At 48.7% G+C, this 23,246-nt stretch carries 21 protein-coding genes; 7 read left to right on the forward strand and 14 right to left on the reverse strand.

The features are described 5' to 3' along the window. Positions 1-87: 87 nt before the first annotated feature. Positions 88-762 (forward strand): GntR family transcriptional regulator, encoded by a 675-nt coding sequence (locus tag CGC65_RS16190; protein ID WP_002564429.1) that lies wholly within the window; start codon positions 88-90, stop codon positions 760-762. On the opposite strand, the gene CGC65_RS16195 is transcribed toward CGC65_RS16190, so the two are convergent. From CGC65_RS16195 to CGC65_RS16210, 4 genes are read right to left on the reverse strand one after another with little or no spacing between them, the layout of a single operon-like run. Beyond that, the gene (locus CGC65_RS16195; RefSeq protein WP_002564430.1) at positions 740-1,147 is read right to left on the reverse strand and encodes an iron-sulfur cluster scaffold-like protein; all 408 of its coding nucleotides are present in this window, start codon (positions 1,145-1,147) and stop codon (positions 740-742) included. The genes CGC65_RS16190 and CGC65_RS16195 overlap by 23 nt on opposite strands. Beyond that, positions 1,140-3,527, reverse strand: coding sequence for an FAD-dependent oxidoreductase (locus tag CGC65_RS16200; protein ID WP_002564431.1), 2,388 nt, complete (start codon positions 3,525-3,527; stop codon positions 1,140-1,142). Before CGC65_RS16200 ends, CGC65_RS16195 begins: the two co-directional genes overlap by 8 nt. Continuing rightward, positions 3,527-5,827, reverse strand: a complete 2,301-nt coding sequence (locus CGC65_RS16205; RefSeq protein ID WP_002564432.1) for a xanthine dehydrogenase family protein molybdopterin-binding subunit — start codon at positions 5,825-5,827, stop codon at positions 3,527-3,529. Before CGC65_RS16205 ends, CGC65_RS16200 begins: the two co-directional genes overlap by 1 nt. Continuing rightward, positions 5,824-6,339 (reverse strand): (2Fe-2S)-binding protein, encoded by a 516-nt coding sequence (locus CGC65_RS16210; RefSeq protein ID WP_002564433.1) that lies wholly within the window; start codon positions 6,337-6,339, stop codon positions 5,824-5,826. Before CGC65_RS16210 ends, CGC65_RS16205 begins: the two co-directional genes overlap by 4 nt. A gap of 460 nt (positions 6,340-6,799) precedes the next feature. On the opposite strand from CGC65_RS16210, the gene CGC65_RS16215 reads away from it, so the two are divergent. Then, a complete protein-coding gene (locus tag CGC65_RS16215) occupies positions 6,800-8,179 on the forward strand; it encodes a bifunctional diguanylate cyclase/phosphodiesterase (RefSeq protein ID WP_002564434.1) in 1,380 nt (459 codons plus the stop codon). Between the two features lie 197 nt (positions 8,180-8,376). Here the strand turns inward: CGC65_RS16215 and CGC65_RS16220 are convergent, their stop codons facing one another. The 7 genes from CGC65_RS16220 to CGC65_RS16250 all read right to left on the reverse strand — a co-directional run bounded on the left by CGC65_RS16220 (position 8,377) and on the right by CGC65_RS16250 (position 15,892). Then, positions 8,377-9,348, reverse strand: a complete 972-nt coding sequence (locus CGC65_RS16220) for a Gfo/Idh/MocA family protein (RefSeq protein WP_002564435.1) — start codon at positions 9,346-9,348, stop codon at positions 8,377-8,379. A 34-nt stretch (positions 9,349-9,382) separates the two neighbouring features. Continuing rightward, entirely contained in the window at positions 9,383-10,222 is an 840-nt protein-coding gene (locus CGC65_RS16225) for a mechanosensitive ion channel family protein (RefSeq protein WP_002564436.1), read from the reverse strand. 247 nt (positions 10,223-10,469) lie between these two features. Continuing rightward, complete coding sequence (locus tag CGC65_RS16230) at positions 10,470-10,754, reverse strand: Smr/MutS family protein (RefSeq protein WP_235622279.1); 285 nt, start codon at positions 10,752-10,754, stop codon at positions 10,470-10,472. Positions 10,755-10,778: 24 nt separating this feature from the next. Continuing rightward, positions 10,779-12,383, reverse strand: a complete 1,605-nt coding sequence (locus CGC65_RS16235) for a hypothetical protein (RefSeq protein ID WP_002564438.1) — start codon at positions 12,381-12,383, stop codon at positions 10,779-10,781. 52 nt (positions 12,384-12,435) lie between these two features. Continuing rightward, positions 12,436-14,322 carry an ABC-F family ATP-binding cassette domain-containing protein gene (locus tag CGC65_RS16240; RefSeq protein ID WP_002564439.1) on the reverse strand — a complete coding sequence of 629 codons (1,887 nt, stop codon included), beginning with the start codon at positions 14,320-14,322 and terminating at the stop codon, positions 12,436-12,438. Positions 14,323-14,572: 250 nt separating this feature from the next. Further along, positions 14,573-14,929, reverse strand: a complete 357-nt coding sequence (locus CGC65_RS16245; protein ID WP_002564440.1) for a hypothetical protein — start codon at positions 14,927-14,929, stop codon at positions 14,573-14,575. 204 nt (positions 14,930-15,133) lie between these two features. Next, positions 15,134-15,892: an EFR1 family ferrodoxin gene (locus CGC65_RS16250; RefSeq protein ID WP_002564441.1), complete on the reverse strand. Its 759-nt coding sequence runs from the start codon at positions 15,890-15,892 to the stop codon at positions 15,134-15,136. A 236-nt stretch (positions 15,893-16,128) separates the two neighbouring features. On the opposite strand from CGC65_RS16250, the gene CGC65_RS31340 reads away from it, so the two are divergent. Further along, positions 16,129-16,272, forward strand: a complete 144-nt coding sequence (locus CGC65_RS31340) for a hypothetical protein (protein ID WP_002564442.1) — start codon at positions 16,129-16,131, stop codon at positions 16,270-16,272. Between the two features lie 87 nt (positions 16,273-16,359). Here CGC65_RS31340 and CGC65_RS16255 read toward each other — a convergent pair whose 3' ends face one another. Next, positions 16,360-16,986, reverse strand: a complete 627-nt coding sequence (locus CGC65_RS16255; protein ID WP_002564443.1) for a GyrI-like domain-containing protein — start codon at positions 16,984-16,986, stop codon at positions 16,360-16,362. Between the two features lie 294 nt (positions 16,987-17,280). Here CGC65_RS16255 and CGC65_RS16260 point away from each other — a divergent pair, with 294 nt between their 5' ends. From CGC65_RS16260 to CGC65_RS16275, 4 genes are all read left to right on the forward strand, one after another. Continuing rightward, positions 17,281-17,967, forward strand: a complete 687-nt coding sequence (locus CGC65_RS16260) for a response regulator transcription factor (RefSeq protein ID WP_002564444.1) — start codon at positions 17,281-17,283, stop codon at positions 17,965-17,967. Between the two features lie 9 nt (positions 17,968-17,976). Further along, complete coding sequence (locus CGC65_RS16265) at positions 17,977-19,014, forward strand: sensor histidine kinase (protein WP_002564445.1); 1,038 nt, start codon at positions 17,977-17,979, stop codon at positions 19,012-19,014. 89 nt (positions 19,015-19,103) lie between these two features. After that, positions 19,104-19,787, forward strand: a complete 684-nt coding sequence (locus tag CGC65_RS16270) for an ABC transporter ATP-binding protein (protein WP_002564446.1) — start codon at positions 19,104-19,106, stop codon at positions 19,785-19,787. Next, entirely contained in the window at positions 19,784-21,586 is a 1,803-nt protein-coding gene (locus CGC65_RS16275; protein ID WP_002564447.1) for an ABC transporter permease, read from the forward strand. Before CGC65_RS16270 ends, CGC65_RS16275 begins: the two co-directional genes overlap by 4 nt. 193 nt (positions 21,587-21,779) lie before the next feature. Here the strand turns inward: CGC65_RS16275 and CGC65_RS16280 are convergent, their stop codons facing one another. Together CGC65_RS16280 and CGC65_RS16285 are read right to left on the reverse strand one after the other, a co-directional pair. Continuing rightward, positions 21,780-22,277: a nucleotidyltransferase family protein gene (locus CGC65_RS16280; RefSeq protein ID WP_002564448.1), complete on the reverse strand. Its 498-nt coding sequence runs from the start codon at positions 22,275-22,277 to the stop codon at positions 21,780-21,782. Positions 22,278-22,344: 67 nt separating this feature from the next. Then, positions 22,345-22,905, reverse strand: coding sequence for a DUF4240 domain-containing protein (locus tag CGC65_RS16285; protein WP_002564449.1), 561 nt, complete (start codon positions 22,903-22,905; stop codon positions 22,345-22,347). Positions 22,906-23,246 lie beyond the last annotated feature (341 nt).

Genomic DNA, 23,246 nt, shown 5'->3' on the forward strand with positions numbered 1-23,246 from the left:
ATAAAAGGTAACAGTTCTTGCATTTTCCCAAATCATTGCCTATAATTCCTATATCAGATGACGAATCAGGTTAAAGGAGGCTTCACCATGGAAGACAACACACAGGCCGTACAGACTCTGAGCAAAAAGGACGAGGCTTATGTCCGGATTAAGGACCGCATCATATCCGGCGAATACAAGCCCGGTTCCCTTCTGGTGGAACGCACCCTCAGCGATTCCCTCGACATGAGCCGCACCCCCATACGCGCCGCCCTTATGGACCTGTGCCACACGGGCCTTGCCACCTTTGTCCCCGGCAAGGGCATCTATGTATCTGTCATCGGACGCAGGGACATTGAGGAAATATATGAAATCCGTGCCCTTCTTGATCCGGCCGTTCTCCTGTCCTTCATGAAACAGGCCACCAGGGATCAGATTGCCATGCTCCGCACCTTTGCCGATAACATGCGGGACGCGGTGCGCATGGAAAACACGGGTATGCTCATTGAAAATGATGTCAATTTCCATCAGTACTATACGGATTACTGCGGCAATGCCAGGCTGGCCGACATCATCTGCTCCACCGTGGATCCATTCCACCGCTTCCGCTACATCACCTCGTCGTCCATGAAAATGAACCGCGTATTTGTGGAAGAACATCTTCTGATCATGAAGGCCATAGAGGATAACGACCAGGCAGAGGCAGAGCTTCAGATGAAGGCTCATTACAGTCATTTAAAACGCTATTTAATCCAAAAGCTTACATCGGAGGGGCAGCTTTGACAGGCTGCCCTTCCTTTCGTTTACCTGCATAATCCAGTACTGCGCGCTTAAGGGCCAGTTCCGCCATCATGGCGCAGTGCATGTATTCCGGTTCCAGCCCTCCAAGAGCCGTTGCAATGGCACTGCTGTCTATGGTGTAGGCTTCCAGTACAGGTCTTCCCCTGACCAGGGCTGCGGCTGTCTCAGCACACGCCTTGGACGGAAAACAGGATGTCTCCGTGATTGTGTAGGAGATGGAGGTTATAAGCTCTCTGTCCGCTGAGAAATAGTAGGTCAGCACATCCCTGCAGGAGGGGTCCTGGCAGGCCCCTGTCCCCATGCATGTTTGGGGCTTTCCCCTGTACTCACCCTTAAGGGCTGTTTCTGTTATGTATTCTTTATTCATCCTTCCCGCTCCAGTCCAGTGAACGCCGTACCAGTGTTTCGGCAACATCAATCTTGTAAGCGTTGCCTGAAAGGGGAAGCGCCCCCTCCAGTGCCAGCTTAGCGGCACCCAGTGCCGTCTCCCCGGAAGGTTTCCTTCCAATCAGATACGCTTCCGCCTTTTTCCTTCTCATGGGAACAGGTGCAACAGCGCCCAGCATCATCCTGGCATCTGTAATCACACCGTCATCCAGCACATACCTGTATGCCAGGGCCACCACTGCGAAATCAATGGATTTGCGCAGCCTGAATTTCTCGTATCCTGATATGGTGCCTGCTGCGTCCCATGGAATCTGTATCTCCAGGATAAGCTCCCCCTTAAGCAGGGTGTCGGAAATACGTGTATGGGAGGTCAGAAGCTCCTGCGCCCCCAGAGTCCGCAGGTTTGTGCGGATAACTGCATCCGATGCCAGAAGCGCGGTTGCCATGTCGCTGGGATTCACGGCCAGACAGCCGCAGTTCATGCACCGTCCCGCCTCGCTGTTCAACATGTTGTACGAGTATCCCTTACGGTCTTCCCGGTTCACCCCACGCTCTCCGGCCGGCAGCAGGTCCGGCTCATTGGAGCAGCTGATGTTCCCGCACTCCGGAAGGAAACCTGCCAGCCCCTGGCGGCATTCACCTGTCTCAACAGAAAGTAGCGCTCCCTCCATGTGGCGGTTCATCATGACAGCCGCCTCACGGCCGCCGGCCAGTGCCCTTACAACCGTGGCCGGTCCTGTGGTCACATCGCCGGCGGCAAATATACCCTCCTGGCTGGTGCTGTGGTCCTCACTGGCCTTTATTCTTCCCCGGTCCGTCTCAACCCTGCATACACTGTCCAGGAAGCTCAGGTCAGATCGCTGTCCCACTGCCATAAATACCACATCCGCCTTTTCTTCCATCTGTCTGGCTTCATCGTAGACAGGTGCAAAGCGTCCTTCCCCGTCCAGTGTGGAGACACACGCCTTAAACCGGACGCCTGTTATCCTGTCCTCCTCCGGCGATACGGATTCCTTAAGGATTTCCATGGGGCCCCAGCCGTTCTTAATCTCAATCCCCTCCTCCAGGACCCGTTCTATCTCCTCCCTGCCTGCCGGCATCTGTTCCCTGGATTCCAGGCAGATCATGGTGACCTTTGGCACACCCAGGCGCTTTGCCGTGACAGCCACGTCCACAGCCACATTGCCGCCGCCTACCACCACAACCTCTGAACCGGGCCGCTCATGGATATAGCTGTTTACCTCCACCAGGAAATCCAGGCCGAACCGTGTCAGCTCCTCACCTGAAATTCCGATTAACGGACGCTTCCATGCGCCGGTATCCAGCAGCACACTGTCATTTTCACTGCGTATGGTCTCCAGCTCAATATCCTCTCCCACCTTTGTGTTAAACACAAAACAGACTCCCATGCCTTCCAGGACGGATACAAACTTCTGCACGATTTCCTTTGGCAGGCGGTAGGCCGGGATGGCATAGGCCAGACATCCGCCGGCCTCCTTCATGCGCTCGTACACAGTGACCCCATAACCGCTCTCTCTCAGATAATAGGCTGCTGCCAGTCCGGCGGGACCGGATCCGACAATGGCGGCCCTCTTTCCATTTTCCTGTTTTGGCGCCTTCATGAACCGCTCATGGTGTTCCAGAATATAATCCCCCACATAGCGCTCCACCGCGCCTACATTGACACGCTCATCGTACTGCTCCCTGTTGCATTTTTCCTGACAGAAATGGGCGCATACCCGGCTGGTGATGGCCGGCATGGGATTGGCTCTCAGGATGATGCGGGCCGCCTCGTCCACATCTCCTTCCCTCAGCTTTTCCATATAGGCGGAGATGTCCGTATGGGCCGGACATCCCTGTGTGCACGGAGTCATGCACACCTTGGCTGCCCCAAAGATGGAATGGTACCGGTTCTCCCCCATCATGGCGGAGCAGAGATGTCCCTCTTTTCTGGCACAGTTCACCCGTCCGCCCAGGCTGTCCGGATACCGGTAGTACCAGCACCGCACATCCTGACACAGGTTGCCGCCTATGGTTGCGGTGTTTCTCAGGTTGGGGGATGCCACGCTTTCGGCTGCCTGGGCAATCATGGGATTCTTCTCCTTTACAAGGGCGGAACGTGCAATGGTATTCAGTGTGGTCATTGCCCCTATGAGCAGGCTGCCATGCTCCTCCCGTATATAGTCCAGGCCTTCTATCCCCTTAAGGCTGACCACCCGTTTTGGGTATTCCGGCAGAATTCGGTTTCTCATAAGGTCAATCAGGTCTGTCTCGCCGGCGCAGGCAGCCGTATGCTCCCCCTTTAACAGCTCACTGGCAAGGGTAACGGTTGACGGTTTTATATATTCAAAATTTTTCATTATGCCCTGTCCTCCTTTTCCTTTAACGCTGCAAGTACTTTTGCAGGCAGGTATGGGTATTCCTCCAGTTCAATGCCGCAGGCATTATAGACAGCCATGGTGATGGCCGGCCCGGACGGCGATATGATGGGTTCCCCGATTCCCATTGCCCCAAAGGGGAAGTCACTTTCCCGCCCCTTTGTGGACTCCAGGCACACATGGTCATGAGGCGGCGCCTCGTTGAAGGTTCTGGCCTTGTACTCAATCAGGTTGGGGTTGAGCACCTTATTGTCCCATTTATCCCAGACCGTCTCCTCCCGGATGGCCACGTCCAGCCCCGCGAAGAAGGAGGTCATCTGGTTATAGGCAGCCCTTGGGTTCATGATGGTCCCTGCGTCCGATCCGCCAAAATGGTCGGTTATCTCTATCAGCCCTGTCTCTGTATCCACTGCCACCTCAACGAACTGTACATGCATGATGGTGGCATTGTCGATGCCGGGCCAGTGTCCGGTTCCGCTTAAGCTGTCCGGATATATGAGAATTTCATGAAGGTCGTGTACCTCCTCCGGATTTGACAGGCGCTTAAGCATACCGTCCTTAAAGTCCCAGTCGGATGCCGGTATTCCCAGCCGTTCCTCTGCCAGTTGGAACAGGTTTTTCTTTAAATCCCTGGCTGCCCTCTGGGCGGAGATGCCGCCGGAGTAGGTGCTTCTGGAGGCAATGCTTCCAAAATCCAGAGGTGCTGCGCTGGTGTCCGAAATACTTACCCGCACCCGGTCCACCGGTATGCAAAGTTCCTCTGCCACGATCTTGCGGTATACGTCCCGGACCCCGCTGCCGAATTCCGTCATAACGGTCTGAATCATGACTCCCCCTGCGCTGGTCATGGTCACATTGGTATTGGAGGCCATGCCGCCGATATCCGAGTGTCCTGACAGTCCCATGCCCACGCCGTACCGCCTGCTTCCGTCAGCTCTGCTGGGAATGCCCCATCCCTTGAAGCGGTCTTTCCATCTGAATCCCTCTGCCGCAGCATGGATGGTGTCCTTCCAGTCAGGGGACGCATTGTACTGCCACGGTTCCTTCTGGTTCAATGCATTGTAATACCGCTCTCCGTGACGCAGCACATTCTTCTCATAATACACCACCGGGTCAAGCCCCAGGCCGATGCACGCCCTCATGATTGCCCGGTTTACCAGGGCAGAGGATTCCATGTATCCGTATCCCCTAAAAGATCCGGAGGGAACCTTGTTGGTCACTACCACAGTACCCTTGTACCGCTTGTTATCCGTCTTGCACAGAAGGGGCAGACTGGCCGTGCCCACAGATAGCATGTTTTCCTGGGTGGAGGCACAGACGCCTGCATCCGCATACTGGGTCATCTCAATGGCGGTTGCCAGTCCTTCCCGGTTCACCCCAAGCCTGACATGGGATTTGGTGCACATGCGCGTCTGGTGGCATGCAAAATGTTCTTCTTTTGTATAAGAAAACATCACAGGCCGTCCGGATGCCTTTGCCATGATGGCGGTCAGCACCGGCGGAACCACATTGCCCACAAACAGCTTGGAACCAAAGCTTCCCCCCACACAGGGAGCCACGATGCGCACCCTCTCATAGGGAATGTCCAGGGACGCAGCCACATAAGTCTGGCAGTTGGACGGTGCCGCGATGGATCCGTAGATGGTCAGCATATCATCATTCCACTGTGCAATACACACAGGGGCTTCCGCCGGCATGGCGTTCTGGCCGCTTTTAATCTCCCCGTCCATTTCCACAATGATATCCGCCCGGGCAAATCCTGCTTCCGGATCACCCACCTTAAAATCAAGGTCATCCAGTCCCGGAAAGATAGGGGGCGCTATATTGCCCGGAAACACATCATAGAGCTGGGGCGCGTCCGGCGCCAGCGCTTCATCAATGGTGAATACCGGAGGCAGTTCCTCATACTCCACTTCAATCAGTTCCATGGCATCCAATGCAATGTCCTCTGTGTCCGCCACCACCAGGGCCACCGGGTCCCCCACAAACCGGACTGTTTCATTCAACGGCCGGTAGTGGGGCGCCGGAGTCATTTGGTTTGTAATATAGATGTTGTCCGGTATGTCCTTGTATGTAACCACAGCATGGACCCCGTCACAGGCCTTTGCCCTGTCCACATCAATCCTGGTAATACGCGCATGGGGGTAAGGGCTTCTGAGCACCTTGCCGTAAACCATTCCTGTCACCCGCAGGTCATCCGTAAACACAGCCTTCCCGGTGACAATGTCATCTGCTATGATACGCTTGATTTCCCTGCCAACTACCTTGTAATCCTGGTTCATTCTTCACTCCTCCTTTTCTCCACATAAGACATGATGCTCTCCACTGCCGTGTAATGGGTCCCGCAGCGGCAGTAATTGCCGGCCAGCGCATCCCGGACCTCCTCCTCAGTGGGGCAGGGCTTCTCATCTAACAGGGCCCTGGCTGTCATAATAATGCCCGATGTGCAGAATCCGCACTGGAATCCGCAATTGTCCACAAAAGCCTGCTGCAGCCCGGTTAAGTCCCCTGTCTCCGGGTCCGCCAGCCCTTCAATGGTGGTGATGCTGCTTCCGTCACAGTCCATGGTAAGCACCATGCAGGAAGTAACCGCACGGCCATCCATGATTACCGTACAGCAGCCGCAGGCCCCCTGCCCGCATCCCAGTTTCAGGCCCATAAGATGAAGCCGGTCCCTCAGTGTGTGGGCCAGGGTTTCAGACTGGGGCATATCCCCCCTGTTGTTTCCCACGGGTATCTCATATTCCCTGCGGTTCACTGTAAGCGTGATGAATTGTTGAAGCTTTTCTTTCATAGCTGCCTCCTTTATTTTTATGTGTTTCTTTTGGTATACCGTTTATTTTGAATTTTTATCGTTTTTTCTCGATTATTTTTAAAATATGCACTATATTTATTTTATATTATTATATAATATAGTTATTTTTAATAATTTATGGTATACCAAAATACTATCATCCCTTTCAGCAAATGTCAATTGTACACTCCTCTGTTTCGATATACTACTTTAAATATAACGAATAACAGTATACGGCAGTCCGGTCTATGAACCGTATTTAACGGTTCTTCCTGATTTATGCCGGGTTACTGTCATAGGCATCTTTCACAAACAGTTGTTAAACAAAATTATTTATTATTTTTCCATTTCGTCTAACATTTCATAAATAAAAATTGAGATTTTCTGGCTTTTATATTATAATAAAAGAAATGCGAATGCAGACAACCGCTGTCTGCATATGACAAAGGAGGAAACAATCATGGGTTTGTTTCAGCATAAAAAAGAAAAAGGGACAGCAGAGCTTCCGCCTACACCGCCTGTCCTTACCCCCACTGAACCGGATGCTGCCAGCGAGGGCCGCGCAGCCTGCATGAACAGGCTGGAGTCCGTACTGGGCGCCCCTTCGTCCAAGGGAGTGGTTCTAAAACTCTATCTGGAGAATTTTAAGAGTCTGAATAAGACGTTCGGATATGATTACTGTGAGGAGCTTCTTTCCCAGATAAAAAGCTATCTGAAGGAAGTGGCTGAGGGCAATATCTACCGTTACATAGGTGTGGAATTCATCATTATATTGGAACAGCTTTCAGAAGGGAAGGCCTGCGACCTGGCTGATGAGATTCTGGAACGCTTCGGAAACGTTTGGAAAATCCGCGGCGTGGACTGTCTGTGTTCCGCACAGATAGGTCTCTGCTCCTACCCCGGTCATGCCACCAGCACAGATGAGCTGCTTAAGCGCCTGGACCTGGCCGTGTCTGCTGCCTCTGACTGCGGACCCAACCAGATGGCAGTATATGACAGCAACATGCATACCCAGTTCGTCCGCCGCCAGGCTGTTGCCATGTACCTTCAGACAGCCCTGGAAAAGAATGAGCTGGAGGTCCGCTACCGTCCCACCTATAACCTGAAGGAAGGCCGCTTTACAAGGGCTGATTCCTATATGAGAATATTCATTCAGGGCATCGGGCTGGTGGGCGCAGCTGAGTTTATGCCCATAGCCGAGGATTCAGGCCAGATCAGGGCCATTGGCTACTACGCCCTGGACCATGCCGGCAGATGCATTAGCGAACTGATGAATACGGGAAGGGAATTTGACTCCATCTGTATCCCTGTTTCCCCAGTGCTTCTTGTACAGGAGGATTTTCTGGAACAGGTCACAAAAGTCCTTGAGACCTACCAGATACCCAAGGGCAAGCTGGCCCTGGAGGTGGATGACAGCGCCCTGTCCAATGTATATCTGAACGTAAACATCACCATGCAGGAGCTCTCCGACATGGGTGTGGAGCTGGTACTCAACAACTTCGGTTCCGGATGCGCTCCTGTCAGCAGTATCCTGGACCTTCCCATCAATACAGTAAAGCTGGAGCGCATGTTTGTATGGCAGCTGGAGACCAATCCAAAATCAGCCTCCATTGCAGGCGGACTGATTCAGATTGCCAGGGAACTGGGTATCCATATCATCGCTGAGGGTGTGGAGACAGAGAATCAGCTGAACGCACTGAACAACTATCAGTGCGAGTATCAGCAGGGCTTCTACTACGCTCCCACCATGGAGCAGGACGTGCTCATAAAGGTCATGGGAACTACGCTGGATGAGTCCAGGGTTACCATTGAGGAAGAGAAGCTTAAAATGAAGATGTAACAATAATCCTTGCAGGAAATAAATGCAGGAAAACGCAGGTTCCGTTTTAACGGTTCCTGCGTTTTGCATTGTTATTGTTATCATTATCAGATATTGTATTACGGCTTCCACTGGGCATAAATGGATTCATTGATTCCTGAATGTATGGTCAGCTCACTGTGTCCATCCTTCACCAGCTTAACCCTCCTGTTATTTTTCTACCTCTCCATCGGATAAACCAACCCCCACTGTCTGCGAAGCTCATCCATCCACCCCATCATGCGCAGGGTTTCCTCATGAGGCATTTCCGGGCACTCCAAAGCTCCCTCTTTGATCGCCCGCAGGCACGCCTCCACCTCGTACTCATACCCGCTGATCTGCTTAGGTGTATCGTAGGAGGCAATCATGTTCCTGGAGCGGTCATAGACCCGGATTCCCTCACAGTTGTTGATGTTCTCCACCTCAATAAATCCATTGTCACCGTAGATGATGCCCCGGCGGTCGCTGAGTCCCATTGCGCTGCTGCACAATGCCGCCATCTTTCCATCCTTATAGGTAATGGTGATGCTGTTCTGAGCATCCACTCCGGTCTCTGTCATCACCGCGGTACCGGTGATGGAGTCCACCTCATCCCCGAACACCATGGACGCAAAATTGAGCGGATAGATTCCCACATCCAAAAGGGCTCCTCCTGCCAGCTCAGGGCGCATGATGCGCTCTTTGCCGCTGATAATATAGCCCAGATTGGCTGTGAGCATATAGGGCCGTCCTATGACGCCGCTTGACAGCACGCTATCCAGGGTTTTCCTCATGGGCATATACCGGGTCCAGATGGCCTCTGTCAGAAGCAGCTTTTTTTCTCTGGCCAGCGCAAGCACTTCCCTGGCCTGGGATTCATTGACTGTAAAGGACTTTTCACACAGCACATGCTTTCCGTGGTTCAGGCATAATTTAATGTGCTCATAGTGGTGTGAATGAGGTGTGGCAATGTATACTAGCTCCACCCCGGCATCCTCCACCAGTTCCTCGTAAGATCCATAGGCTTTTTCAAAACCATACGTTTGCGCAAATTCAGCTGCCCTTCCATAATCCCTGGCAGCCACCGCGTAATTTTGCGCGCAGTCCATCTCTCTAATGGTCCCTGCCATGGTTCCCGCAATTGACCCGGCTCCAATTATACCTACCTTCATCTTAGTAACCCTCCTTTAATGCTTTTTTATTCTTCTATTGTTTCTCTGTTATTCCATTTTGTTCCAATTCTTTCTCTGAGCTTCCGGTAACTACATGGACATGCCTGTATGGTATGGAGATACCCACGGCATCAAAATTCTTCTTAATGAGGCGGCGTATATCGCTGCAGGCAGTAAAATTGTCGTCAATGTTCTTGGTCCATACCGTGGATTTAAGGATGATTCCGTCATCTCCCAGTTCCTTAACCGCCACATTGACCTTATTACCCTCCGACGGATCCGGGCGGATGTCAACTACCAGCGGATAAGAGGCAATGGTCTCCCGCATCACCTCGATTGCCTGTTCCAGATTGCTTTCATAGCTGACGGAGACTTCCATGTAATTGCCTATATAATCATTGTTATAGTTGCTGTTTTCCACAATTGCCTTATTGATGACGCTGTTGGGAATAATCATGCGGCTGTTATGGTAGGTCCGGATTACGGTATGGCGCACCGTCATATCCTCCACGATTCCAGAAATGCCCAGACTGCTTATGTTCACCTTCTCTCCCAGATTAAAGGGACGGGACCAGCTGAGCATGACGCCGCTTATGACGTCCGCCAGAACCTGCTGGGCAGCAAAACCCACGATGGCTACTAAAAGCGAGGAGCTGGTAAGCAAAGTAGCGCTCAGCGCCTTAGTGGTATTAAAAAGTCCGCTGATGCAGATAAAGGCTATGATTGTCAGCACGACCTTGGACATACTCCGTAGGAATTTAATATGAATCTGTTCCTTCCGCTTCAGAATCATCCCGAATATCTTATTAAGCGCAAACATTCCCCCGCTCCAGAATACTACAATCACCGCTATCTTAATCAATAAAATCTGCATTCAAATATATCCTTTCATATTTATGTCGTTCCTATTATGCTGTTCTATTATGCTGTTCTTTTATACAGTTCCTTTAAGTATCAGTCATGTTATGTACGCAGGCTGCATTAGTAGTCTACCATACCGGCCCCCTTCTTGCAATCTCCATATTCAGACCAGCTCCCATGTCTGCTCCGTGCCTGCTCCCGTGTCTGCATCCTTTATCCGCAGCCTTTATCCCCCGTCCCTATACGTATTCCTCCTATCATCAGAACTCCCTGATTACCAGCTCCGTAATTCCCTGATTGTCTCCCATCTCAATTCGTTTTACCGCCGGCTCCCTTCCGTAACCGTATTCCTCACGGAGCATGCTCCGAATCCGCGTGCCGCCGTTATATCCGTGTATGACACGAATCCGGTAAATGCTTTTTCCCGCAGAATGTATCTGCATATTGATTGCCTTTTTCGCTTCCTCTGTGTTTTTTCCGTGTACGTCTATCTCTATGATTCCGCCCGTCATCTGTCCATCATTCCTCACTTCTTTTGTTGTCAAACATACTGTCCGTATGATAATACATCACGCCATAAATTTTAAATCAAACACGATGGCCCTTGCCAGCTCCTCAGGCACCGCCTCAGCCTCCTTCGCCAATACCTGCTTAATGAAAGCAGCCTGCTTCCTGTCCACCCTTGCATAGGGACTTCTGATTTGCAGCGCACCCAGCAATTTATCCCTGTATTCCTTCAGAGACTCATCCTTCAGCAGGAAAATCAGATAGGGCAGGCGGTCCCAGGAATTCTCCTGTATGAGAAGGAGTATCAGGTATCTTCTGATGTGACAGACAGAATCCGGGGACTTTCCCGCAGTCTCGTCTGATTTCCTCCATTTTTCCTGCTCCCCGTAAAGCAGAGCTGCGCCGGGATGTATCCCGTTTTTCCGGATGCACTGATAAGCGGCCTTGGATATACAGGGCCTGGTATCAAGGAGATACTTCCAGTAAATTTCTTCCCCTTCTGCCCCCATCAGCATACCCACGGCTTCCAGAGCGCCCCTGACCACCTTTTCAGATTCGTGCTCCAGATACGGAAGAACAAGGTCCGCCAATCCATGCCTGTCATCCAGCACCCTTCCCTGTTCCCCGATTCCCAAAATAGCCGGCACCGGGACAGGCTCCTTCAGATGCTTCTCATAGAATGCCAGGATATCCAATTGGCTGTGCTTTTTAAGTATGTAGGCCGCCAGATCCCGTATGCCGCAGTTGACATCCAGCAGCAAATCTTCCACACCCGGCCAGGCACATTTCAGAACATGATATTTATACTCCATGGCCTTTCTCCTGACAAAAGAGCTGCGGTGCAGCAAATAACAGTCAGCCATTTCTATGGAGCACGGGTAATATGTAAGCAGCCCTGTCCATATGACGGACTGGCAGTAGCTGTGTTTTTCCTGGTTGAGAAATAGTTCTGCCGTCTCCTGGTCCAGCCTTCTGCCGCTGAACAGGAAGCGGTATATGCTCTTTCTCACCTCATAATCCATGGACAGAACGGATGGCACTGACAGGGAACCCGCCTCCTGGTCCAGCCGTTCTGACATGACTGTTCCGATGTGTTCCACGGTCCGGCCGTCCTTTCTCCCGGAACGCTTTACCTTATCCAGGGCCATCATGGCCGCAAACAATTCATCCAGGGGACATGTCTCCAGGCGTTTGGCTGCTGCCCGTGCAGCAGCCAAACGCACTTCGCCCACCCAGTCATTGAGGCGGAGCACAAGAAAGGGGAGCGCGCCAGGATAACCAGCCATCTCCTCCAGACAGGCCTGGCGGTAATAGCCATTGGGATGGAAGCTGCCCAGGGCCAATATCCAAAAGTAATCCCTATCTGACCGGAACCAGTCTTTCTTCTGCCTTATATCCACTTTTTTCCAGTCAATATCCCATTCCATAGAGGTATACTGCCGGAAATGTTCGCTGAGCCGTATCACCTGCCTCATGGTCATACCCTCCATGACCATCCCTATGGCTCTTCCCCCGCTTCGTATCAACTCCCGGTCCTCTGTTGCCACCGCACAGTACACCTGGGAAAGACCGGAAATGTCCATTGCTTCCAGTCCGGATATGGCCTGGGACATCCTGGCATGGTATGCCCTTTTCAACCGTTCCTTCTCAACTTTTGTCCAAAGCATGAAAAACCTCCCTTCTGCCCGGCAAAAACTTCCGTTTCTGCACTGTGCCTGGCTACAGAACCTCCATCTCCTGGGCCTTTTCCAGCCATTCCATACAGGCCCTGTGCCATTCCTCCCAGGCCTGTTCCAGACGCAGGCACCGGTCCTCATATTCATTCATCCGCTCCCAGGCACCTCCGTTCCAATACTCCTCTGAGCCATGCCACATGGCCCGCAGTTCCCTCACCTGCTCCGTCAGATATTCCACTGCATTCCCGGCAGGTTCCAGATGTTGGGCGGCCAGGCCCATGTTCCATTCCCGGTACGCCTCATCCTCCGGTATTTCCCTTAACCGGTGGCGTTCCGCTTTGGGCACGGCGCGCATACCTGCTATCAGCGCCTGCTCCTCGGCCCTGATCTGTGCTGCCATGGAACCGCCCTGGTTCTCCCTGGCCTTGCGCTCCAGATAGTGCTCATATCCAAAGGGATAATACATTACGGTTTGATTTTCAAATATCATTACCGCATCTGCCACCTGCCGGATCAAATATCTGTCATGGGACACAAACAGAATCGTCCCTTTATAGGCCCGGAACGCGGATTCCAGTGTTTCCTTTGCCTGGATATCCATATGGTTGGTTGGCTCGTCCAGAACCAGAAAATTGGGACGGCTCTGTAAAAGCTCAGCCAGCACCAGCCTTGCCTTTTCTCCGCCGGACAGAGAACTGACCTTCTTCTGAGCGTCCCTTCCCCCGAACAGATATGCGCCAAGGATACTTCTGGCCTCCTTCTCTGTCAGTGCAGGGAATTGGGCCGTAAAATGCTCCAGCACGGTCTGCTCCGACTGGATGGCCCCGCTGTGCTGGTCAAAATAACCAATGGTGGTCTGATTTCCAAGGGAATAGCTCCCTTCCAGAGAGGGCAGGAAACCGGCAATGGTCTTTAAAAATGTGGTCTTACCCGCTCCGTTTGGTCCCAGTAGCGCAATCTTCTGTCCGCGCCGTATGCGCATGGTGATTTCAAGCAGCGGCTTTTCATATCCGATTTTCAGGTGCTCTGAAGTGAACACCCACTTGCTGCCGGGCAGCAGAGGATTAATCTCACCTGTAAAGATATGAGCATCATCCTCCTGAGGTTTTTCCACACGCTCCATATGCTCCATTGTCTTCCGCTTTGCCCTGGCAAATGCAGCCTTATTTGGTTTGTGTTTAAACCGTTCCACCAGATTTTCCAAACGGGCCAGCTCCTCCTGCTGGCGCTCATATGCCTTCTTCTGAAGCCGAATCTGTTTCAGCTTTTCTTCCCTGTAATGGGTATAATTGCCCGGATACCGCCTCAGTCCTTTTCCTGTCAGCTCATACACAACATCCGCGGTCTGGTCCAGAAAAAAACGGTCATGGGATACCATTACCACCGCGTTTTTATAATGTTTCATATACTGTTCCAGCCATCCGGCTGTCTCCATATCCAGATGGTTGGTAGGCTCGTCCAAAAGCAGTATATCCGGCTTTTCAAGAAGCAGGCGGATTAAAGCTATCTTGGTCTGTTCCCCTCCGGAAAACTGGCTTATCCGCTTTTTCTTATCCTCCTTCGGAAATCCGAAACCAGTAAAAAGCGTGTCGTACTCACGCTCATATTCAAAGCGTTCCCTTTCAAAGGTATCCCGGCAGGGGCATGCCTCCAGAAGCTCCTCCTCCACGGTCCGGTTCCCGTCCTTAAAGGCCTGCTGGGAAAGCATCCCAACGGTGAGCCGGCGCGAACACCGTATCCCCGCCCCTTCGCGTCTGTCATCCCGGTCCAGAGAAAGCTTCCCTGCCACAAGATTTAACAGAGTGGTTTTGCCTGCTCCGTTCTTACCCACCACTGCTATCTTTTCATTGCCGCGAATCTCAAAATCAATGTGGGATAAAATCAGCTCGCCGCCCACTGATACGGTCCCGTTTGAAATCTGGTATAACATGACTGTGTCCTCTGTCTGTGATAATATAGTTAAATCTTTCTGGTGATGTGATTATCCTGCCATTTTCTCTGGCTGTTATCTGTATTATATCATGACGCGCCTGATTGTAGTAATAAATACTTTTTCTTCCTTTCCCGGACTGCGTTTTGCGGATTTTACCATATAGACCCGGAAACCAGGATAATGTTGCCATGAGTCAAAAAAGAGAGGTCAGGCAAGCCCTCCTCTCTCTGTCCGTCATACCAGCTGGTTATTTCTTTTTATCTCTGTCATTAAATGATTTAAGCACCATCTGCGCCGGATAACAATAGGCATAAATACAGCTCTTCATAAGCTCCTGCTCCTGCTGGTTCTTACATACGCTGAGAATCATCTCTTTCTCATCCGCCTGCAGGTATGCTTCTGCGCTGTTGCCTCCGATTTCCCGTATCTCCTTATAAATCCGATATTTCTTGTAATAATCCAAACCGCCAAAATACTTTGCCTTAACCGGCTCAGGTACAATATTCAGTTTATACTTGTCAGACATCCTTGCCAGTATATTATGTATCTTCTCACAGTTTTCCCTGGTATTGTTCAAATCAGGCATGCAGTACAAATAGTCCATATGGAACCCCTTCTTCTGTAAACAAATTCTGATGATATTATGACAGATTTTTCCTTTGTATGCAAGGGGTTTTTTAAGCCGTGTCAAGGAGCATCGGCATAACCGGCTTTTGGTTCCGGTTTTTTCCGGAGCCTGGCGGTAATGGTGTGTTTTATTGTCCGGCCGCTTTGGGCTTGTCCAAAACGCCTGCAAACCAGGATTACCCTAACGATATTTTTCGTAACCGCACTGTTCTTTTACTTCTTTGCCTAAAAGCGTAATTGCCTTTTCAGGACAACGGCTGATACACCGGTAGCACATTGTACACCTTTTACCCGCAGCTGCTTTTCCGTTTTTCATAGAAATATTTTCCATTGGGCATAAGGAAACACAAAGCCCGCAGCCAATGCAGCTTTTACTGATTTTCAGCTTATCCGTGTAATCTGCTGTTTTTCCGTAAAACCAAAGACGCTGCCCCAAAAGACCGGCCAAATGGGAAATGAACGTTATGCCGTCTTTTGGATATATCCCTTGTTTTATAAGCAGCGCGGCAGATTCTATCTTTTTATCAGCCAGAATAATGATTTCTCTGTTTTGTTTCAGTGTCTTTTTCAGAAGCTTACTGTCGCATACTGAGTCCGGCATACGGATATGAAGTCCGCCCAGAATAACTGCACCATATTTTTTGAGTAATCTTGCGGTACAGCCAGCGCCGTCACCGCTGAACGCACCCATTGTTGAAACACATAACAGCTTTTTTCCCTTCCACAGACCGGCATTTCTGTGTATAAAATCCCTGACCATATAAGGTGCGTTTGAAAACTGCGTAGGATATCCCAGTATAATCGTATCATTATTTCGTATTGCCTCAACGGTCCCCCGGCTTTCTAAAGGCATGGATTCTGCGGAGGAATCCAGTAGTCCTGTTAATTTTTCAACACAATGCCTGGTGTTTCCCGTACCGCTCAGATATATTCCGATCAATTCTATCCACCTCGTAATGTTCGATTTCACATTCTGCTTTCTATCATTTGGCCGTTCATTATATCAGGGATTATGCCATCCCGCTTTCACCGGTAAATTATACCATATTAGGGTCCCTCCGGCAACCGGCATATCAAAACAGAAAAAGTTGTGGAAAACAGGGCGCCATGTTATAATTTTATACACATTCTACCTCTGATGTACCATAAAATACCTGAGCAGGAAGGATTAAAGATATGCTTACCTTTACGGATGCCTCCGGGGAAATCCTTTATACATCACATTATAAAATAATTGACAATATGATTGAAGAAGCGATCCCCTTTAAATATCTGGTCACAAAGGAACAGCGCTGGGCCCAGGCAAAGCAGATAGTTTAAATCGTCGGTTTGATTTTTCTGGTACTCATTTTGCTGGCGGTTGTAATGGTTTTTGTTTTAATAAGTACCCTTGGCTAAACATGGTTCTTATTTAATCGGGTGCCTGATAACCGTTTTCCATTTCTCTGGCGCAGTCTTTCTTGCATCTGTCATATATATCTCATGATGAAGCCGTTTACTGTTCATATCATTTACATAACCTTTTTCCTGTATGAATTTATCCATAACGGCCACAGATGCAGGCTCGTCATCAAATGCACCCAAATGCATCATCTGAACGCACAGCCCCTCCTCAATGGTTAAAAATTCTGCTGATGAACATTCTAACTTTTTCTTTTTTTCCGCTGTCTCTTTTGCCCAATCAAGATCCTTTTTCGTTACAAAGTCCGGCAACCGAATAGCGGAAATCCACTGAAAGGAAGACTTATCCGAATAGTCCACCCCTTCCACATTATCCTGCCACCAAAATCCTTCAAGGGGCGGAACAACATATTCAAAAAATCCTTCCATTTTATAATCTGTCTTATAACTCATTTTCAACGTATAGGCCACTGCATATAAAATCCCCAGCGCCTGCTGATATGCACCGCCCTCTTCATTTGGATTTCCTTTACCCCGGACAGCTATATAATTTACCGGCGGTACAGTTATGATTTCAGGTTTATGTTTGGGCATATAAAACTCTTTATATTCTTTCTTAAAATCAAAAGCCATGGCTCAGTTTCCTTTCTTTAAAATAAATACTGGTTTTACAAACAGTTCCAATATAGGTCTCCTCCCATACAGGTGCCGTATCCTCATACAATTACTCTCAGTATAACAAAAAAGCCGTTTGAAGGAAAGTATTGTATTTAAGTTAAAAGCCGGGCCGCTCCCCCTCTCTTGTTGATTTTATTCAGCTCACCGTATACAATTAGAGAAGCGGTGTTTGAAAGGGAATACGATTACGATGTTAAGATACAACAGCTGATTGGCTGCTGGACCTTAAGGGAAAGGAACCGATAACAGATGAAAAGACTTTTTTTGCTGGAAGATGATTTGAGTTTAATCAGCGGGCTTTCCTTTGCTGTAAAAAAGCAGGGATATGAAATAGATGCTGCCCGTACCATACTGGAAGCTGACACATTATGGGCAAATGGATCCTATGATTTGGCTATTCTGGATGTAAGTCTCCCCGATGGTTCCGGTTTTGATTTTTGCAGGAAGATTCGCCGTATGTCAAAAGTACCTGTCATGTTTCTTACTGCTGCCGACGAAGAAACAGATATTATCATGGGGCTTGATATGGGGGGCGATGATTATATTACAAAGCCCTTTAAGCTGGCTGTATTTTTATCAAGAATTAACGCACTTCTTCGCAGGAGCGAAAATTTTAATACAGCTGCTGCAGAAATCAGCTCCAACGGCATTCATATTCAGCTTCTGAAAGGAACGGTATATAAAAACGGAAAACGGCTCGACCTGACAGCCAGTGAATATAAATTGTTATGCCTGTTCATGGAGCATCCTGACCAGATACTTTCCCCGGACCAGATACTAAGCAAATTATGGGATTGCAGCGAACAATATATAGATAACAGCTCCCTTACGGTGTACATCCGCAGGCTCCGAATAAAAATCGAGGACAATCCCGGAGCACCGGAAAGGATAATCACGGTCCGCGGCATGGGGTATAAATGGAATACAGCAGACTGAGGTGTTATGATGAAACTATTTGCCAACCGAAGAATCAAATTTCTTTTTGCCGGTATTTTGTGGTCCATCTTAGCTTTTACATTGATTTCAGCGCTGTTAGCAGGCTTTGAGGTCAGGAATGCGTCGTATTGCATCCTATTTAGCAGCCTGTGTATGGGGGCTGTAATATTAATGCTCTGTTTCCGGTATTTCAGAGAGCAGCATACAATCATGGAAAACGCCATATCACAGATAAAGGAATCTATTTCCGGCAACAAAGATGTTACCATTGAGTGTAATGACGAGGGCGAACTATACAGACTGTTCCATGAAGTAAACTCTTTGGTCTCTATCTTGAATGCCCATGCCGTAAATGAAACAAACTCAAAGAAATTTTTGCAAAATACCATATCAGATATTTCACACCAACTAAAGACACCCCTTGCCGCCCTGAATATTTACAACGGCATTATACAGGACGAAGGAAAAAATTCTCCGGTTATTCAGGAATTCAGCCTGCTTTCCGAGCAGGAGCTGGACCGCATAGAAACACTGGTGCAGAATCTTTTGAAAATCACAAAGCTGGACGCAGGTACGATTATATTAGAGAAGTCTTTAGAACATGTGTCCGAACTCGCAGAAAACGTAAAACAACATTTCCTGTTTCGCGCCCAAAGGGAGGGAAAAGAAATCTGCTTATCCGGCAGTGGAGAAATTACACTTTTATGTGACCGTACCTGGATCATCGAAGCTGTCAGCAATCTTGTCAAAAATGCCCTTGACCACACTGAAAAAGGCAGTTTTGTCCGTATCGAATGGCAGGCGTTTGCTTCTGTTGTCCAGATTACCATAAAGGACAATGGATGCGGCATTCATCCCGAAGATTTGCACCATATTTTCAAACGGTTTTATCGGAGCCGGTTTTCCAAGGATACACAAGGAATCGGTCTTGGTCTGCCGTTAGCAAAAGCGATTGTGGAAGCCCATAACGGTACGATTGAAGCAGACAGCACATTAGGCATCGGCACCTCCATCACAATAAATTTTCTAATTCCTTCCAAATTCTAATTCCTACAAAATTGTAGGCTTACAGTCATATTGGCGTAGGATTGCTCTGTTATATTGGGATTATCAAAACAGAAAGAGGCGTTTATACCATGAATTTATTAGAAATCAACCATATCTGCAAAACCTACGGAAACGGTGACGCCGCTGTGCATGCACTCAGGAATGTCAGTTTTTCCGTTCCCAAAGGCGAGCATGTGGCTATCGTCGGTGAATCCGGATCCGGCAAAAGCACGCTTCTCAATATGATAGGCGCTCTTGATACACCCACATCCGGCAAAGTAATGATTTGCGGCAACGATATCTTTTCCATGAGCGACCGCAAACGTACCATATTCCGACGAAGAAATATAGGTTTCATCTTTCAGGCCTTCAACCTTATACCGGAACTGACCGTTGAGCAGAATATTATCTTTCCGGTGCTGCTTGATTACCAGAAACCTGACAGGCAGTATTTAGAAGAACTGCTTACAATACTCAATCTGAAAGAACGCCGCAATCACTTGCCCAGCCAGTTATCCGGCGGGCAGCAGCAGCGCGCTGCAATCGGACGCGCCCTTATTACGCGTCCGGCGTTAATTCTGGCTGACGAGCCAACCGGAAATCTCGACACACAAAACAGCAGCGAAGTAATCGCGCTCCTGAAAGAAGCGTCAAAAAAATATGAACAGACCATTATTATGATTACTCATAGCCGCAGTATTTCGCAAACCGCGGACAGGGTATTGCAGGTATCAGACGGAGTCCTTACTGATTTTGGGAGGTGCCGCCAATGAAAAGCTATCTAAGCCTTATCCCTATCTCCGCAAAGGTCAGAAAACGGCAAAACAGCATGACACTTTTATGCATTGTATTTGCTGTCTTTTTGGTTACAGCTGTTTTCAGCATGGCTGATATGGGTGTCAAAATGGAGCAGTCCCGATTGCTGGAGAAGCATGGAAACCTGACCCTTCAGGACCTGCTAACTAATACAATGACCCAAACCCTTTTTCTGACAGCAGGTGTATTGTTCGTGCTGATATTGACAGCGGCCGTATTGATGATTTCCAGCAGTATGAACAGCAATATAACCCAGAGAACAAAGTTTTTCGGAATGATGCGCTGTCTTGGTATGAGCCGTCAGCAAATAATCCGTTTTGTGAGACTGGAAGCCCTGAACTGGTGCAAAACCGCTATTCCCGCAGGCGTTGCGCTTGGAATTGCAGTCACATGGTGCCTGTGCGCTGCCCTGCGTTTTATTGTCGGTGAAGAATTCTCCGGCATCCCTCTTTTCGGCATCAGCATGCCCGGTATTGTCAGCGGAATCGTTGTGGGTATCGTTACAGTATTACTCGCCGCAGGAGCTCCCGCAAAACGGGCTGCAAAAGTATCTCCTGTCACAGCCGTTTCAGGCAATTCACAAAATGATGGTAATGCACACCACACAGTAAATACACACCTGTTTAAAGTTGAGACAGCGCTTGGCATTCATCACGCCCTGTCTGCAGCAAAAAACCTGATACTTATGACAGGTTCATTTGCCCTCAGTATTATTTTATTCTTAAGTTTTTCTGTTCTGATCGATTTTGTCGGCTATATTATGCCGCAGTCAGCCGGCACATCTGATATAAACATTACAAGTATTGACGGTTCAAATACAGTCAGCAGTGATTTGCCTGATACAATCATTGGAATGCATGGGGTAAAACGCGTTTACGGGCGCCGAAGCAGTTTTGATGTTTCCGCAGGATTACATTCAGGTGGGGCTAAGATTGATATTGTCTCTTACGATGACTTTGATTTGGACTGCCTTGTAAAAGATGGTATGCTGAAAAAGGGCAGCAATATTTCAAAGGTATACGGAAACAGCAAATATGTGCTTGCGGTCTGGGATAAAGACAGCACATTGGACATCGGAGATAAAATAGATGTTGGTAATGAAGAGCTTGAAATCGCAGGCTTATTAAAATATAACCCTTTCAGCAGCAACGGTCTTACAAATGGAGAAATAACCCTTGTTACCTCCGGCGCTGTATTTACCCGTCTGACCGGCATCACTGACTACTCTCTCATCATGATACAGACAGCAAAGGATGTGACAGATGAAGATGTGACAGCAATCCGCAGCATATTAGACCAAAACTGCGTATTAAAGGACCTGCGCGGCCAGCACAATTCCGGCACTTATTTTGCATTTGTATTCTGCATATACGCGTTTTTAGCAATCATTACGCTGGTTACGGTGTTGAATATCGTAAACAGTATTTCCATGAGCGTATCCTCCAGAATAAAATCATACGGAGCAATGCGGGCGGTTGGGATGGACCAATATCAGATTACGAAAATGATTGCGGCCGAAGCCTTTACCTATGCTTTAACCGGCGGCCTTGTGGGCTGTGCAGCCGGTTTGCTGATTTACAAGCTTTTATATGACATTCTCATAATCTCTCACTTCAGCTACGCTGCCCTAAGTCTGCCTGCCGCCCCTTTACTGATAATCCTTTTCTTTGTTTGTATGGCAGCGATTGCAGCCGTTTATGCCCCTGCAAAGCGAATGAGAGACATGGAAATAACAGAAATCATAAACGAATTGTAGCTGCGTTATTGTTGCAGCTGCGTTATTGGCATTATGCGCCGGGACTTACCACCGGGACGGAAAGCCGGTCCGGGGGAGGGCGGGGTTAAGTCCGGGCTTGGCCGGTGCAAAGGCTGCGAAACAGGGAAATCATTTTCCGTAAGTTTCGCAGATTCCTGCCCTGGCCTCCTGTACCAAACCATATCATATGGTTTTATCTTTCGCCTTTGCCGGTCCCGGTTTTGTGTTCTGCAAATTTGTCAATCAATTCAACCTTAGACGTTCTCCCCATCCACTCATAATATTGACGCCACAGCGCCAATCCCTGTAAAGGGACATGCTCTTTGCCTATGGTGATAAACTCAGTAATTTGGTCAGGTTTAAGGGAGCAATCGTGTTCCATGCCGTTATCTACTATAACAAATCCAGCTATCACATCTATTTCCACTTCATCCACGGTAAACTCTATAAAGGTCCTGGTCTTATATTGAGGATCAGGGCTGGCAGCACCCATAGTTCCCATGTTCAAAAGAATGTTTTTGCATCGTTCAACATCTTTTTCATCAACCATGATGTCGATGTCATGAAACACCTCTGCCACTCCTTTAAAATACAAAAGCAGTGATGCACCGATAGCCCATAAAAGATTATCTTTGTTAAACTCTGCTGCTATTTTTTGTAATACATCCATCTTTTTCTGAAGATCATTCACGTTTAACCTCCCCTTGCAGATTATTCTGAATCTGCTCTCTGCAATCTGCCCTCTGCAATCTATTCCCTCAATCCTCTCTCTCAGTCTTTCCTTTCCATCCTTCAATATTGCTCATGGTTTCGTAACAATATTTTGTTGTGTGGGGATATTCATTCTCTGGTTTACCATGTACTCTTGCCCACGCAAAAGCAGGAACAGACAGAATAGATTCAAATGACAGGCTGCCTTTCAGTTTTCTTCTGCCGCTGACAATGTCGTTGTAATACCGTTTGGAATTAATTAATGCAGCACATCGAATATATAAAAACTCATCCGCAGAAAAACTTCTGTCCTTATAAATGTCCCCTGCAATTTTCTGAGTGTCTAACGAATATAAAAGCTCTGCCATGGTATCATGGAACGCAAAAATAAGGTCATCTCCCCAGGCAGCAAGCAATGTGACAAGAGGTTCAATGACAGCAATATCGTCCCCTTGCTTTTCCCAATCCAGGCAGGCATCTGTCAAATGAAAAAAATCAATTGCCGACATTTTCTTCTCATATAAAATAGCCTGAATAAAAATCGGCGGTTTCCCCGGCCCAGAAGTATAATATTTTCTCTCTTTTTTAACTTCATTGTCTTTATCCATATTTTGTCTCCTTAAAATGCGGCTCTCCGTCCCCCATCACAAGTAACCCGGCTTATTCATATGGATACTCTGGCTCGATTTCATAATGTACATCAAAGGGTTCAAGCCTGCCGTGCATTCTCCACATATCATAGGCGCTCCCGGCCACAATCAGATTCCGCTTCTGCGTCAATTATACATTCCACCGCCATTTGAAATGTCGGCATATTGCCCCTCTCCATTCCTTCATAAAATAAATTATATCATATGGCGGGTGCATGCAGCAACAGGCAGATAGGGACGTTGCGGAATCCAGGCGGCCATGCTATACTTTTGTTGAAGTCAGACAAACTGTTTATGAT

The organism is Enterocloster bolteae (genome assembly GCF_002234575.2).
Taxonomy (GTDB): domain Bacteria; phylum Bacillota; class Clostridia; order Lachnospirales; family Lachnospiraceae; genus Enterocloster; species Enterocloster bolteae.